Below are 13,609 nucleotides of genomic sequence, written 5' to 3'. Positions count from 1 at the left end.
CAAAACCGCGATCAGGCAGACCAGGGAGCAACTTTGACCGTGTTGACCCGTCAGTAGCACCCTTTTATGCTCAACGGCGTTCGCGATCCGGCACCGGGCCGGGGCCGCCCCGCCCGCCCGTTCCGTCGCCGTCTCCGGCTCGAAGGGTGTCCTCCCATCAGCACCTCCATCGCCCCCTCGGACTCCACCGGCCAACCGGGCGACGCCGGACGCCCGCGCACCCACGCCCTCCCGAACACCCCGCACATCCCTGACGCCCCGGACGCCCGGGCGACGGACGGCGCCACCCGCCGCCGGCGCTTCCTCACCTACCTGCTGGCCGCGCCCACCCTCACCGTCGCCGCCCGCCTCGGCCTCGACGCCGCCGCACCCGCCACCGCGCAGGCCGCCGCCCCGACCCCCACCGGGGCGGCCGTGCCCGCCCGGGAGACCGCCCTCCCCCAGCAGTTGATCGGCCTGCCCGGCATCCCGGACATCGTCGACCTCGGCGACGCGATGATCATCGCCGGGCTGCCGACCTCGTACCTGCTGGTCCTCGAAGTCACCACCGCCGGGCGCGCCGCGCTGTACCTGCCCCGGCTGGAGGTCGGCCAGGGCCTCACCACCGCGATCGCCATGATCGTCGCCGAGGAGCTCGACGCCCGGCTCTCCGACGTCGACGTCCCGCTCTCCGACGCCCGCCCCGAGCTGCAGTTCAACCAGCTGACCGGAGGCTCCAACTCGATCCGCTCGCTGTACGACCCGGTGCGCGCCGCGGCCGCCGCCGCCCGGGCCCGGCTGGTGACCGCCGCCGCCAAGCGCTGGAACGTTCCCGCGACCACCCTGCGCACCGCCGACTCCGCCGTCCTCGCCCCCGACGGCCGCCGGCTCGGTTACGGAGACCTCGCCGCCGAGGCGGCCGGCGTCGCCGCACCCGCCGTCCCGGCCGCCCCCAAGACCGCCGACCAGCTGCGCCTGGTGGGCAAACCGACCGGGCGGATCGACGCCCGCGACATCGTCACCGGCCGTGCCAAGTACGCCGGGGACCTCCGGATTCCGGGCGCCGTGCCCACCGTGGTCGCCCGCCCGGACACCGTCAACGGCACCCTCAAGTCACTCGACGCCTCCGCCGCCCGCGCCATGCCCGGGGTGCTCGGCGTGGTGCGGATCCCGAGCGGCGTCGCCGTCCTCGCCGAGACCTTCGACCAGGCGCTCAAGGCCCGCGACGCACTGCGCACCACCTGGAACCCGGGGCCGGTCGCGGGCCTGTCCGACGCCGACGTGCGCTCCCGGCTGCGCGCCGCCCACCTGCCGTCCCTCCCACCGCCGCTGCTCTCCCACCGCGTGGAAGGGGAGTTCGACTTCGCCTTCGTCAACCACGCCCCGATGGAGGTGCTCACCGCCGTCGCGGACGTCCGGCCGAACCGGGCCGAACTGTGGTTCGCCGCGCAGAGCCCGATCCTCGCCCAGGGCACCATCGCCGCCGAACTCGGACTGCCGGAGAACGCCGTCACCGTCCACGTGGTGCGCGGTGGCGGCTCGTTCGGCCGCCGGCTGTTCTTCGACGCCGCACTGGAGGCCGCCCAGGTCTCCAAGGCCGCCGGCCGCCCGGTCAAGCTGATGTGGACCCGCAACGACGACATGCGCCACGGCCGGATGCGCCCGGCCAGCCACCACCTGATCCGCGCCACCTACGGCCTCGGCCAGGTGTTCAGCTGGGAGCACCACGTGGCCGGCGTCCGCACCGACCTCGGGCACGGCCTCGGCGACATGCTCACCGCCGCCGGCTACAACCTCCCGCTGGCCGGGCTCACCGCCTCCGAACTGTTCTTCCTGCTCACCGAGAAGATCCCGTACGACGTCGGAGTGCCCACCCAGCTGCTCGCCGAACTGCCCCTGGAGCTGCACACCGGCAGCTGGCGCTCGGTCTACTCGGGCACCGTCCGGGTCGCCGACGAGATCATGATGGACGAACTCGCCCGCCGGATGGGCCAGGACGAGCTGGCCTTCCGCCGGGCCCGGATGCGCAGCGCCTCCGGGCGGGCGGTGCTGGACGAACTCGCCAGGAGGGGGAACTGGGGCCGCCCGATGCCCCCCGGCCAGGCCCAGGGCATCGGCTACCACGACGAGCACAGCGCCTGCGCCGCCTACCTGGTCGAACTGGACGCCACCGACCGGGCCAACCCCCGGGTGACCAGGGCCGTCATCGTCGCCGACGTCGGCCGGGTGATCAACCCCAGCGGCCTGGAGGCCCAGCTGACCGGTGCGCTGGTCGACGGCATCTCGGTGATCCTCCAGGCCGGCAACCACCTGGACAACGGGGCTTTCCGGGAAGGCAGTTACGGCGACTTCCACTACGCCCGGCAGCGGCACACCCCGCCCGTGGTCGAGATCCACCTGATGCCCCCGAGCGGACCGCCCGGCGGTGCGGGCGAGCTGGGCGTCCCGGCCGCCTCCGCCGCCGTCGCCAACGCCTACGCCCGCGCGACCGGCACCGGCCCGCGCTCCTTCCCGATCAATTTCTGACCACCGGCACCTTCTGACCACCAGCTGAGGAATCCCGACTCCCCATGCCCACCCACACCTTCGTCCTCAACGGGCGGCCCGTCACCGTCGAAGCCCCGGACGACATGCCCATGCTCTGGGTGCTGCGCGACAAGCTCGACGTCACCGGCCCCAAGTACGGCTGCGGGGTGGGCGTCTGCCGCGCCTGCACCAGCCACCTGGACGGCCAGGAGTTCCAGCCCTGCACCCGTTCCGTCAAGGACTGCGCGGGCCACACCGTCACCACCATCGAGGGGCTGGCGGACGGCGAGGTCCTGCACCCGGTCCAGGAGGCCTGGCTGGCCTGCGACGTCGCCCAGTGCGGCTTCTGCCAGCCCGGCCAGATCATGACCGCCGTCGCCCTGCTGCGCCACACCCCGAACCCGACGGACGCGGACATCGACCAGATCCAGAACATCTGCCGCTGCGGCAGCTACCCGCGCATCCGCGAGGCGATCAAGCAGGCCGCCGCCCGGCAGGCCGCCAAGCCCTGAGCGGCAGCGGGCGCGCCCTCGCCCCGCCGACCGGCACCCCGGTCCAGCCGGTCCGGACCACCCCGACTTCCTTCGCGGCCGCCCCACCCCGCTCCTCGGACGGCCCGTCGCCGCGCCACCCGGAGATCGGGTTCCGCTGGAGCCGCCGGCAGCTCGCTAACCCATCGGGTGCGCTTCCGGGTGCGCTTCCGGGTCGCGGCCGAAGAAGGCGGCGAGCCGGTCGTACGCCGGCGCCTCCTCGGGGACGGCGACGGCAGGGCCGACGGCGTGGTGCTCCTCCTCGGCACCGCGGTACCCGGGCTTGAGGGCGCCGCGGGCCCAGGCGAGCGAGGCGAGCGCGACCTCGTGGTCCAGGCCCTCGGTGGACTGGCCGGTGGCGCGGGCCAAGTCCCAGCCGTGGACGGCGAATTCGGCGATCTGCTGGTCCACCGGAAAACGGGCCGGCAGGGTGCCGACGCCGGGGACCTCCAGGGTGCCCCCGAGGTCGCCGGCCGCGCGCCAGGCGTCGACCAGCTCCTCCGCCCCGGCCTCGAAGGCGTGCAGCCAGTCCTCCTCGACCCGTTCGAAGGGCTGCGACCAGTCCGGCTGCCCGCCCTTCGCCCGTACGGTGAACTGCCGCAGGTCGTGCAGGAGGTGGCTGATCAGATCGCCGACGTCCCAGGAGCGGCAGGGCGTCGGGTGGCCGGCCAGCTCGACGCCGGTGCCGTCGATCAGCCCGGCGGTCTGCGCGAGGGCCCGGGCGAGCAGCCCGATCGGGTCTTCCGCTGCGGTCATGGCACACCTCTCGGTACGGGGGTCCCGGTGCGGGAGCACGGTGTCGTGCCGGGTGATCGTAAGCACGGGCGCCGACCACCGCCCGGCACGACACCGTGCCCGCCGCCACCACGGGTCAGGCGGCGAAGCCGCCGTCCACCGCCAGCTCGGCGCCGCTGACGTACCGGCCGTCCGGGCCCGCCAGGTAGGCGACGGCGGCGGCGACCTCCGCGCCGGTTCCATAGCGGCCGAGCGCGGTGAGCTCGCTCTGGGCCTCCGCCGACGGGCCGTCGGCCGGGTTCATGTCGGTGTCGATCGGCCCGGGGTGGACCAGGTTGGCGGTGATCCCGCGCGGCCCGAGCTCCCGCGCCAGCGCCTTGGTCAGGCCGATCAGCGCGGCCTTGCTGGTCGCGTACAGCGTCGCGCCGGGGAAGGCGACGCGCTGGGCGATGCAGCTGCCGACGGTGACGATCCGCCCGCCGTCGGCCAGGTGCGCGGAGGCCGCCCGGGCGTACAGGAAGGGCGCCCGGACATTCACCTCCAGTACCCGGTCGACGTCGTCCAGCGTGAGGTCGCCGATCGGGCCGAGGACGCCGACGCCGGCGTTGTTCACCAGGACGTCCAGCTTCCCGAACCGCTCGGCGACGGCCTCGACCACGCCCTGCACCGCCTGCGGGTCGGCGCTGTCCGCCCGCACGGCCCAGCCGGTCCGCCCCATCGCGGTGATCTTGTCTGCGACCTCCTCGGCCCGCTCCGCGCCGCCCTGGTAGGTCAGCACCACGTCGGCGCCGTCCTCGGCCAGCCGCAGGGCGACCGCGGCTCCGATCCCCCGGCTGCCGCCGGTCACCAGGGCCACCTTGCCGTCGAGCACCGCCGCACCGTTCATCGTCATATCTCCAGAACTCCTCGTTCCGACCTCGGACATGACTCGATCCTGCTCCGAGGCGCTTCAAACCTCCGGCGGTATTCGGACGTTGCGTTCAACGTTCAACCATGCCTCGAAGCGCCCGCGCCCCCGGCGTACGCGCCGGCTACCGGTAGTACGACCCGACCGCCGGCTGGCCCGTGTAGTTCGGCCCGGCCGCCGGGTCGGCTCCGGCGTAGCCGAAGGGCAGCACGACCTTCCGTCCGCCGTCCAGGACCAGCAGGTGCCGGCGCGCCCGGTACTCGAAGCCGGCCGCCCGCAGCGCCGCCACCACCGCGCGGGCCGCTCCGGAGCCGTCCGGGCGGCGCACCGACTCGGGGTCGAAGTGGGCGGCGAACCGGCCGTTCGGCGTCAGCCAGGAGGCGGCGCGGGCGATCACGCCGAGCTGGTCGCCGAGGTAGTGCAGCCCGTGCACACAGGTGATCAGGTCGTAGGACCGCTCCGGCGCCCAGTCCGCGACGGCCGCCGTGACCAGACGCACGTGCGGCAGCGCCGCCAGGTCCGGCGGCGGGGCCAGCGGGCCGACCAGGTCCACGCCGGTCAGCTCCACGCCCGCCCGGGGGGCTCCGGTCCGTGCCGCCTCCGAGGCCGGCCGCCGCGCCGCCTCCACCAGCGCCCGGCCCTCGCCGCTGCACAGGTCCAGCCACCCCGGCGTCGTGCCGCCGTGCTCCGTCAGCCAGTCCAGCGGGTCGAAGCCGAGCTCGCGGGCGTAGCTGTTCACCCCGTCGAGCCCGCGTTCGCGGTTCATGGTGCTGTTGGCCACCACCGGGGAGGCGGTGAGCTCACTGTCGCCGATCAGTCGGACCATCAGCCGACCCTACCGGCGCGGGGAACAGGCCGGGGACGGTTCGGAAACGCACCCGGCACGCCCCGGAACCGGCCGGAGCGGCCACCCCGGTACAGGGTGGCCGCTCGGCGGTCGGCAAGGCTCCGTCAGGCGGTTTGCCGTCAGGCGGTTTCCTGTCAGGCGGTTTCCTGTCAGACGGTCAGCGTCTGGCCCGGGAAGATCAGGTCCGGGTCGCCGCCGATGGTGCGCGCGTTCTTCCGGTAGAGGCTGTCCGTGTCGGTGCCGAACTTCGCCGCGATGTCGCTCAGGGTGTCACCGCTCCTGACGGTGTAGCCACCACCGGCGGTGTTCTTCGGCGCGACCGGCGCGGACTGCACCGGCTTGGCCGAGGGCCGGCCCTTGGCCGCCTGCGGCTTGGCCACGGGCTTGGCGGCGGGGGGCTTGGCGGCGGCAGAGGGCTTGGCGGCGGGCTTCGCCGCCTTGGTGCTCGGGGCGGCCGCCTTGGCCGGCGTGCCGGCCGAGGCGTCGACGGCGGCCGGAGCGCCACCCCTGCCCAGACCCGCCTTCTGCGAGCAGACGGGCCAGGCGCCCGGGCCCTGCGAGGCGAGGACCTTCTCCGCGACGGCGATCTGCTGCGCCTTGGTCGCCTTGTTGGCCTGGGAGGCGTACGCGGTCCCGCCGTACGCGGCCCAGGTGGACGGGGTGAACTGCAGTCCGCCGTGGAAGCCGTTGCCGGTGCTGATGCTCCAGTTCCCGCCGCTCTCGCACTGGGCGACGACGTCCCAGGTCGAGGCGGTAGCGGCGGAGGCCGAGGTGGCCGTGACGAGGCCGGCCACCGGCAGGGCCGCGACAGCGGCTCCCGCGACGACCGCCATCCGTACGCGGTTGCGCTTGGTGGTGGCGGTGGTGTCGGTGGCAGCGGCGGTCTCGTGACGGGGATTCATACAGGTCCTCTCGACAAGTCCCGGGTGGGCATGCGGAACCAGGCCCGGGACATGGGCCGGCAGTTGTTCGCTCACCTCACTCGACGGGCGGCCGGACACGTGTCGGACGTGCCGTGCCGCCCCGGTCACCTCCGCACGCCGACGGCCTGTTCGAGCCGGCCTGGTCGGCGGGCACCGCCCTCGCGCCGCGGGTCAGTCGGCGGGCAGTGCGTCGGGGTGAACCCGGGTGGCGCTCGTTGCGCCGCCAATGAAGCTAGGGGCCATCACCCGGACGCAGCAAGCAATTCTTGGACGTCGCAGGTCAGTTGACTGTTACCGGCGGTATCGATCAAGAAATCATGCCCGATTTGACCATTTTTGACCGAATTTTCAAGATCAAACGGTCAAATTCCGTGCCATCGCTCACACCTGTCCATCCGAGAAAGCCGGCACGCCATCCACACGGAGGAACCGTCAGCTGACGTACCGTCACCGCCGCACCCGGAGTTCCCGGTTCCGCGCCGCCCCCGAGTGGCATCCGTCACGCCCGGCACCCACGGCAACCGGAGAGGCACCCTCAGTGACGGCCGTCGAGCTCCGCGTCCCGCGCCAGCAGCGCCGCCTGGACCCGGTTCTCACAGCCCAGCTTGGCCAGGATCCGGCTGACGTAGGTCTTCACCGTCGCCTCGCTCATGTGGATCCGTGCCCCCGCGTCGGCGTTGGACAGACCCTCTCCGAGCAGCGCCAACACCTCCAGCTCGCGTGGGGTGAGCACCTCCAGCCGGCGCCGCGCCGCGGCGCCGCGGGCGGCCAGCGAGGCGCTGCGCCCGGAGGCCAGCGAGTCGACGATGTGCCGGGTGGCGGCCGGGGAGAGGAAGGCGTTCCCACCCGCCGCCGCCCGGACGGCCTGGATCAGCTCGTTCGGCGCGGTGTCCTTGAGCAGGAAGCCGGCACCGCCCTCGGTCACGGCGCGCAGGACGTTCTCGCGCTCCCCGAAGGTGGTGAGGATCAGCGCCCGCGCGCCGGGGGCGGCCTTCGCCAGCTCCCCGAGCGCCGTCAGCCCGTCCATCACCGGCATCTGAATGTCCAGCAGCACCACGTCCACCCGGTGCGCCCGCGCGAGCTCCAGCGCCTCCCGGCCGTCGGCGGCCTCCGCAACCACCTCGATGTCGTCGGCGGAGCCGAGGATCATCCTGATTCCGGCCCGGATCAGCGGCTCGTCGTCGGCGACGAGGACTCGGATCACGCTGGTCATTCCCCTCGAACGGTGCTTCGGCTGCGGCACCATCCTCACATCCCGGCGACACCGGTCCGAACCACCCCGATCCGGACCACCGCGGTCTGAACCGACCCGGCCCGCCCCGGTCGAAGCACCCGCCCGCGCACGGGGGCATTCAGCCCCTCGCCACGTACTCCTGCTTCTCCACCAACGCCCCGTCCCGGAAGCAGAACCGCGCCACGTGCTCCTCGTCCCAGCCGGTGCCGGGCGTACCGCTCAGGACGTACCAGCGGCAGTGCGCGCCCGCCGGCACCTCGGGCCCTGTCCCCTTGTAGGTGTCGGTGAAGAAGTCGTTGCCGCGCGGCAGCGTCTGCAGCACCTCGGACTCGGCGGTGCCGAGCCTGATCTGCTCGTACATCGGCATCTGCACGGTCGCGTCGTTGGTGCCCTTGACGAAGACGACCACGCCCCAGACCAGCAGGCCGAGCACGATCAGCCCGACCACGACCACCCCGAGGGCGCAGCCCACCGCCGGGCTGCGCCGCCTGCGCTCCGGCTCCTCGACCGGCGGCGGGCCGTCCGGCATCCAGCCCTCGGCCCCGTCCGTGGCCTCCGCCTCCGCCCCTTCGTACGGCAGGACGGCCGCCAGCCGGAAGCCCTGCTCCGGCGTGGGCCCGGCGTGCACCATGCCGCCGACCAGCCGGGCGCGCTCCCGCAGGCCGGCCAGCCCCTGACCGCCGCTGACCGCCGCTCCCACGCCGACGCGTGCGCCCACGAGCTCCGGCGCGCGGCTGTTCGTCACCTCCACCACCAGGGCGTCCGGCTCGTACCGCAGCGCGACACCGATCGGCGCGCCGGGGGCGTGCTTGTGCGCGTTGGTGAGCGCCTCCTGCACGATCCGGTACGCCGCGTGATCGACGGCGGCCGACAGCGGACGCCGCTCGCCCTCCCGGGTGAGCCCGATCTCCGCCCCGGCCGCCCGGGAGGACTCCACCAACCCCTCGACCCCGTCCACACCGCCCCGGGCCGGCGTCCCGGCGGCCGTCCCGGTGCCGGGCGGCAGCGCCGTCGACTCGTCGTGCAGCACCCCGACCACCTCGCGCAGCTCGCGCATCGCCGCGACCGCAGCCTGCCGCAGCACCCCGACCGCCTCACGCTGCCGGTCGGTGAGCGTCCGGTCCACCTCCAGCGCGCCCGAGTGCACCGAGATCAGCGCCAGCTGGTGGCCCAGGCTGTCGTGCATGTCCTGGGCGATCCGGTGCCGCTCGCGCAGCCGCGCCTGGTGCACCACCATGACCCGCTCGCGCAGCAGCTGCTCGTTGCGCTCGCGCAGCGCGTCCAGCAGGGCGCGGCGCTGCGCCCGGTAGCGGCCGTAGAGCGCGGGCAGCACGGCGGTCACCAGGAAGAAGCCGAGCGACAGCGACACGACCACCTTCGGCGAGAACGAGGCGCCGTCCTTCAGCACGCCCGTCACGGTGAACAGCACCCAGCCCGCGACGAAGGTGCCGACCAGCGACCAGACCCGGCGGATCCGTGCCCCGGCCGTCCAGCCCGCGCAGATCAGCATCGGCATCGGCCCGGCCCCACAGCCGGCCAGTGCCGCGGCGGCGAGCAGCACGGTGGCCGGCAACCCCTTGCGCAGCACCCACAGCACGGCGACGGCGAGGCCGAAGGGCAACGCCAGGCCGCTGTTGGAGAGCAGCTCCAACAGGGCGGCGAACCCGCCCATCAGCAGGGCGAGCACGGCCTCGCCCACCACCCGCCGGGGCCGCCACGGCCCCGGCAGAGCCGTCCGTACCACCGTGTTCCAGGCCCGCGCGATCGCTTCCACGCGTCGAGGCTACCGGTCCGGCCCGAGCCCCCGCCGTCCTCCTTCGTCGCCGCCCCGCGCCGACGAAAGTCGCCTGGTCGGCCCCGCCCGACGGCCGCTCAGCCGAAGGCCGTGAGCAGCAGCGCCACGTCGTCCACCCGGTGGGTCGAGCCGACCTCCCGCAGCAGCCGCTCGGCCGCCTGCTCCAGCCCGTCCCCCGCCACGGCCCGGGCCAGCGCGACCCGCAGCCGCTCCACACCCTGGTCGATCGCCACCGCCGGGTCCTCCACCAGCCCGTCGGTGTAGAGGGCGAGCACCGCTCCGTCGGCCGGCCGCAGGTCGCTGACCGGGTAGTCGGCCCGCTCGTCCACCCCGAGCAGCGGCCCGCCCGGGACGTACAGCGCCTCGGCCCGCCCGCCGGGGTGGCGCAGCACCGGCGGGAGGTGCCCCGCCCGGGCGATCCGGGCGAGGCCGGCGGCCGGGGTCAGCCGGACCAGGCAGCAGCTGGCGAGCAGCCCGAGGTCGAGGTCGAGCAGCAGCCGGTTGGTGCGGGCGAGCACCTCGTCGGGCGGGTCGCCGCCGGTGGCGAAGGCGCGCACGGCGCTGCGCAACTGTCCCATCGCGGCAGCCGCGCCGACGCTGTGGCCCTCGACGTCGCCGATCACCAGGGTGACGTCCCCGCCGGTGACGATCGCGTCGTACCAGTCGCCGCCGATCTCCATGCCCTGGGTGCCGGGCAGGTAGCGGGCGGTGATCCGGAGGCCGGGCACCTCGGGCAGCCGGTGCGGCAGCAGCGCCTGCTGAAGGCCACGGGCCAGGAGGAACTCGGCGTCGTACAGCCGGGCGCGCTCCAGGGCCTGGGCGATGAAGCCACCGAGCGCGGTGAGCAGGCCGCGCTCCTCCACGGTGAACGGACGCGGCAGGTCGAAGCCGATGATGCAGCTGCCGACCGGCCGGCCGGAGGCGATCAACGGCAGGAAGGCCCAGGCGCCCATCTCGTCCAGGGCCAGGCCCGGGTAGGTGGCGGCGAGTTCCCGCACCGACTCGAAGAAGATCGGGGTGCCGGTGCAAGGCGAGCCCGCTCCGGCCCCGGGCGGCCCCGAAGCCCGGCTCGCACCGGCACGGACGGCATGCCGGGCACCTCCCGTCGCGCCACCGTGACCGGCCTCGGGGGATCCGCTCGGGTGCGATCGTCTCGGCCGTCAGCACACCTCCCCGGGCTGCCGGGCGGGCCTCGTGCGGTGTGCCACAACCCCGTGTACGGGCGTTTCGGGGGTTTGGGACGGTTCGGGACCTGTTCGATATTCTCCGGGCGGGTGGCGGCGTGAGGCCGCCGGTGGGGAAACGAGAGCCGTATGCAGTCGCCGTCGTCCGGGGGGCCCGCGCGTGGGACGTCGTGGCAGTGGGACGAGGAAACCGCCGGCGGCGAGGCCTCCGAGGACGTGATCGCGGGCGGCGGGGAGCGCCCGCGGCCGAGCCGGCGCCGGGTGCTGGTCGGGGCCGGGGTGCTCGCGGCGGGCGGAGCCGCCTGGGCGTTCGGCCGTTCGGGTGTCGGTGGGGCCCTCCCCTCGCCGGGGCCGACCAGGCCGGTTCCGACGGCGCTGTCCGGGCCGACGCCGGTCTGGACCTACCGCGGCCCGGAGGCGATGACCCCGGAGCGGCTCACCGACCCGCCGGACCGCCCCGTCTACCTCTCCAAGAACGGTCTGCAGGTCCTCGACCCCGCCAAGGGCACCGCCGCCCGGCTGCTGGTCGTCGACCCGCCGTCCGCCCGCAGCTGGCCCAGCGACCTCGACCTGCTCGGCAAGGTGGTGGTCGGGCCCGAACACCTCTTCACCACCTACGAGGGCCACGTCGAGGCCCGCCACCTCACCGACCCCGCCGCCGACCGGAGCCTGCCGCTGCCCGACGAGCTCCAGGGGCAGATCCACCTCGCCGGCTACGACCGCTACGGCCCCGGCGTCCTCTACGGCTACTCCTGGGGCCGCCCGCGAGCCGACGGCACCCCGTCGGACAACCGTCTCTTCGCGCTGCGGGTCACCGACCGCTCCCTGCTCTGGTCCGTCCGCACCGAGCGGGTGGAGCAGCCCGTCCCCCCTGCCACCCCCGGCGGAGGCGGCCTCTTCGCCTGCGTCCGCTTCCTCGGCGGCCGCGCCGAGCTGGTGGCCCGGGACGCCGCCACCGGCCGCGAGCTGTGGACCGCCCCTGGTGACGAGGACCTGCGCTGGTGCGTCACCGGCTCGGGGAACTTCTACGTCCCCGACGGCAACGGCGGCGTGCGCATGCTGCGGGCCACCGGCGAGCCGGGCTGGACGTACTCCCCCGCCCGTGGCGACTCCCGGCGGGCACTGCCGCCCCTCCATGACGGCCCCCAGGTGTACATCCCGTGGGACCAGGGCATCGTCACCTGCCACGAGTCGCACTCCGGCGCCGTGCTCTGGTCCTGCCGGCTGCCGTTCCCCCTGGACCGACGCAACCGTCCGCTGGTCGGCGACGGGACGCTGTTCGTCCCGGGTACGGCGGTCGGCGGGGTCAGCGCGATCCACACCTCGACCGGCGAGCTGGGGTGGACCTTCCACGACTCGGGCCCGGGCAAGGACGTCTGGACCCTCGCCTTCGACGGAGGCCGCCTCTACGCGGGCCACGACGACATCCTGCACGCCCTCCCCCTGCGCTGAGCGCCCCGACGGAACGACCGGACCGCACGAAACGGCAGGACGACCCGATGCAGGTACGCCCGATCTCCCCCGACAACCTGGCCGAGCTGCTCGCCGACCGCATCACCGCCCTGCCCGGCGCCGGCGGCCGGCGCCTGCGGGTCGCCGTGGACGGCGCGGCCGCCGCCCGCCCCGAGGCGCTCGCCGACGCCCTGGTGGAGCCGCTGCGGCTGCGCGGCCACCCGACGCTGCGGGTCTCGGCCTCCGGCTTCCTGCGCCCTGCCTCGATCCGGCTGGAGTACGGCCACCAGGACGCGGACGCCTTCCACGACCTCTGGCTGGACGACGGCGCCCTGCTGCGCGAGGTGCTCGACCCGCTGGAGCCGGGCGGCAGCGGCCGCGTCCTGCCCTCCCTGCGCGACCCGGTCACCGACCGGTCGACCCGCGCCCCGTACACCGAACTCCCGCCCGGAGGCGTGCTGTTGCTGGACGGCGCCCTGCTGCTCGGCCGCTGGCTGCCGCTGGAGCTGACCGTCCACCTGGCCCTCGGCCCGGCCGCACTGGCCCGCCGCACCCCGGCCGACCAGCAGTGGACGCTGCCCGCCTTCGCCCGCTACGAGGCGCAGACCGGGCCCGCGGAGGCGGCCGACGTCACCGTCCGGGTGGACGACCCCCGCCACCCCGCGCTGGTCGAACGGCCGTGACCTCCGGTGCCGGGCCGCGCTGGCAGTACGGGCACCAGTACACCGCCCGGTCGCGCGGCGGCGAACCCTGCCGCCCGGTGACCACGGGGGTGACGCAGCGCGGGCAGGGCCGTCCGGCCCGGCCGTAGACCCAGTGCTGGTAGCCGGGCCGGGTGTCGCCGGTGGTGACGTGGCCGGGGCGCAGCTTGTTGGCCTCCAGCATCTGCCGGGCGCGCTCCACCAGCCGGTCGGGGTGCGGGAGTTCGCCGACCTCGGTCCAGGGGGTGACGCCCGCCACGAAGCACAGCTCGTTGGCGTAGACGTTGCCGATCCCGGCGAGGTTGCGCTGGTCGAGCAGGGCCTCGACGAGCGGACGGCCCGGGCGGGCGAGGAGCCGGCGGACGGCCTCGACCGGATCCCAGTCGGGGCCGAGCAGGTCGGGGCCGAGATGGCCGACGATCCGCCGTTCGTCGGCAGTGCGCAGCAGTTCGACGACGGGCAGCCGGTACCCGACGGCGGTGCCCCCGTCGGTGCCGAGGACGGCGCGGACCTGCCAGTCGGGGCCGCCGGTCCACCGCTCGCCGGGGCGGTAGACCTCCCAGCGGCCGTCCATCCGCAGGTGGGTGTGGAGGGTGAGGCCGCCGTCGAAGCGGGCGAGCAGGTGCTTGCCGCGCGGGGCGACCTCCAGCACCCGGTGGCCCGTGAGGTCGGCGGTGGCGTGCGCGGGCACCCGCAGGTCGGCGCTGGTCAGCGGCTGTCCGGCGAGGGCCTCGTGCAAGTGGGCCGCCGCGCGGTAGACGGAGTCACCTTCTGGCATGTCTCCATTCTGGTCCGT

At 74.6% G+C, this 13,609-nt stretch carries 11 protein-coding genes and 1 pseudogene; 4 read left to right on the top strand and 8 right to left on the bottom strand.

From position 1 onward, the window contains the following. Nucleotides 1-66: 66 nt before the first annotated feature. Together AB0O11_RS27915 and AB0O11_RS27910 are read left to right on the top strand one after the other, a co-directional pair. Nucleotides 67-2,505, top strand: a complete 2,439-nt coding sequence (locus AB0O11_RS27915) for a molybdopterin cofactor-binding domain-containing protein (protein WP_363392260.1) — start codon at nucleotides 67-69, stop codon at nucleotides 2,503-2,505. 44 nt (nucleotides 2,506-2,549) lie between these two features. Then, nucleotides 2,550-3,017, top strand: a complete 468-nt coding sequence (locus AB0O11_RS27910; protein ID WP_363392258.1) for a (2Fe-2S)-binding protein — start codon at nucleotides 2,550-2,552, stop codon at nucleotides 3,015-3,017. Nucleotides 3,018-3,173: 156 nt separating this feature from the next. Here the strand turns inward: AB0O11_RS27910 and AB0O11_RS27905 are convergent, their stop codons facing one another. From AB0O11_RS27905 to AB0O11_RS27875, 7 genes and pseudogenes are all read right to left on the bottom strand, one after another. Continuing rightward, the gene (locus AB0O11_RS27905; RefSeq protein WP_363392257.1) at nucleotides 3,174-3,791 is read right to left on the bottom strand and encodes a TIGR03086 family metal-binding protein; all 618 of its coding nucleotides are present in this window, start codon (nucleotides 3,789-3,791) and stop codon (nucleotides 3,174-3,176) included. Nucleotides 3,792-3,906: 115 nt separating this feature from the next. Continuing rightward, nucleotides 3,907-4,662: a 3-oxoacyl-ACP reductase family protein gene (locus AB0O11_RS27900; RefSeq protein ID WP_363392255.1), complete on the bottom strand. Its 756-nt coding sequence runs from the start codon at nucleotides 4,660-4,662 to the stop codon at nucleotides 3,907-3,909. A 139-nt stretch (nucleotides 4,663-4,801) separates the two neighbouring features. Further along, entirely contained in the window at nucleotides 4,802-5,503 is a 702-nt protein-coding gene (locus AB0O11_RS27895) for a class I SAM-dependent methyltransferase (RefSeq protein ID WP_363392253.1), read from the bottom strand. A 170-nt stretch (nucleotides 5,504-5,673) separates the two neighbouring features. Next, nucleotides 5,674-6,426 (bottom strand): transglycosylase family protein, encoded by a 753-nt coding sequence (locus tag AB0O11_RS27890; protein WP_363392252.1) that lies wholly within the window; start codon nucleotides 6,424-6,426, stop codon nucleotides 5,674-5,676. Between the two features lie 556 nt (nucleotides 6,427-6,982). Next, a complete protein-coding gene (locus tag AB0O11_RS27885; RefSeq protein WP_363392326.1) occupies nucleotides 6,983-7,651 on the bottom strand; it encodes a response regulator transcription factor in 669 nt (222 codons plus the stop codon). Between the two features lie 148 nt (nucleotides 7,652-7,799). Then, a complete protein-coding gene (locus AB0O11_RS27880; protein WP_363392251.1) occupies nucleotides 7,800-9,455 on the bottom strand; it encodes a histidine kinase in 1,656 nt (551 codons plus the stop codon). A gap of 98 nt (nucleotides 9,456-9,553) precedes the next feature. Beyond that, nucleotides 9,554-10,498: pseudogene (locus tag AB0O11_RS27875) on the bottom strand (GAF domain-containing SpoIIE family protein phosphatase); the annotation flags it as partial. Between the two features lie 291 nt (nucleotides 10,499-10,789). On the opposite strand from AB0O11_RS27875, the gene AB0O11_RS27870 reads away from it, so the two are divergent. Both AB0O11_RS27870 and AB0O11_RS27865 read left to right on the top strand, forming a co-directional pair. Further along, a complete protein-coding gene (locus tag AB0O11_RS27870) occupies nucleotides 10,790-12,112 on the top strand; it encodes a PQQ-binding-like beta-propeller repeat protein (RefSeq protein ID WP_363392249.1) in 1,323 nt (440 codons plus the stop codon). 47 nt (nucleotides 12,113-12,159) lie between these two features. Continuing rightward, nucleotides 12,160-12,795, top strand: a complete 636-nt coding sequence (locus AB0O11_RS27865; protein ID WP_363392247.1) for a uridine kinase — start codon at nucleotides 12,160-12,162, stop codon at nucleotides 12,793-12,795. Here AB0O11_RS27865 and AB0O11_RS27860 read toward each other — a convergent pair. Further along, a complete protein-coding gene (locus AB0O11_RS27860) occupies nucleotides 12,743-13,591 on the bottom strand; it encodes a DNA-formamidopyrimidine glycosylase family protein (protein WP_363392245.1) in 849 nt (282 codons plus the stop codon). The two genes, AB0O11_RS27865 and AB0O11_RS27860, sit on opposite strands and share 53 nt — an antisense overlap. Between the last annotated feature and the right edge of the window lie 18 nt (nucleotides 13,592-13,609).

The organism is Kitasatospora sp. NPDC093102, from assembly GCF_040683915.1.
Taxonomy (GTDB): Bacteria; Actinomycetota; Actinomycetes; order Streptomycetales; family Streptomycetaceae; genus Kitasatospora.
Note: the sequence above shows the minus strand (reverse complement) of the source record. Positions and strands in the feature narration are given on the sequence as shown.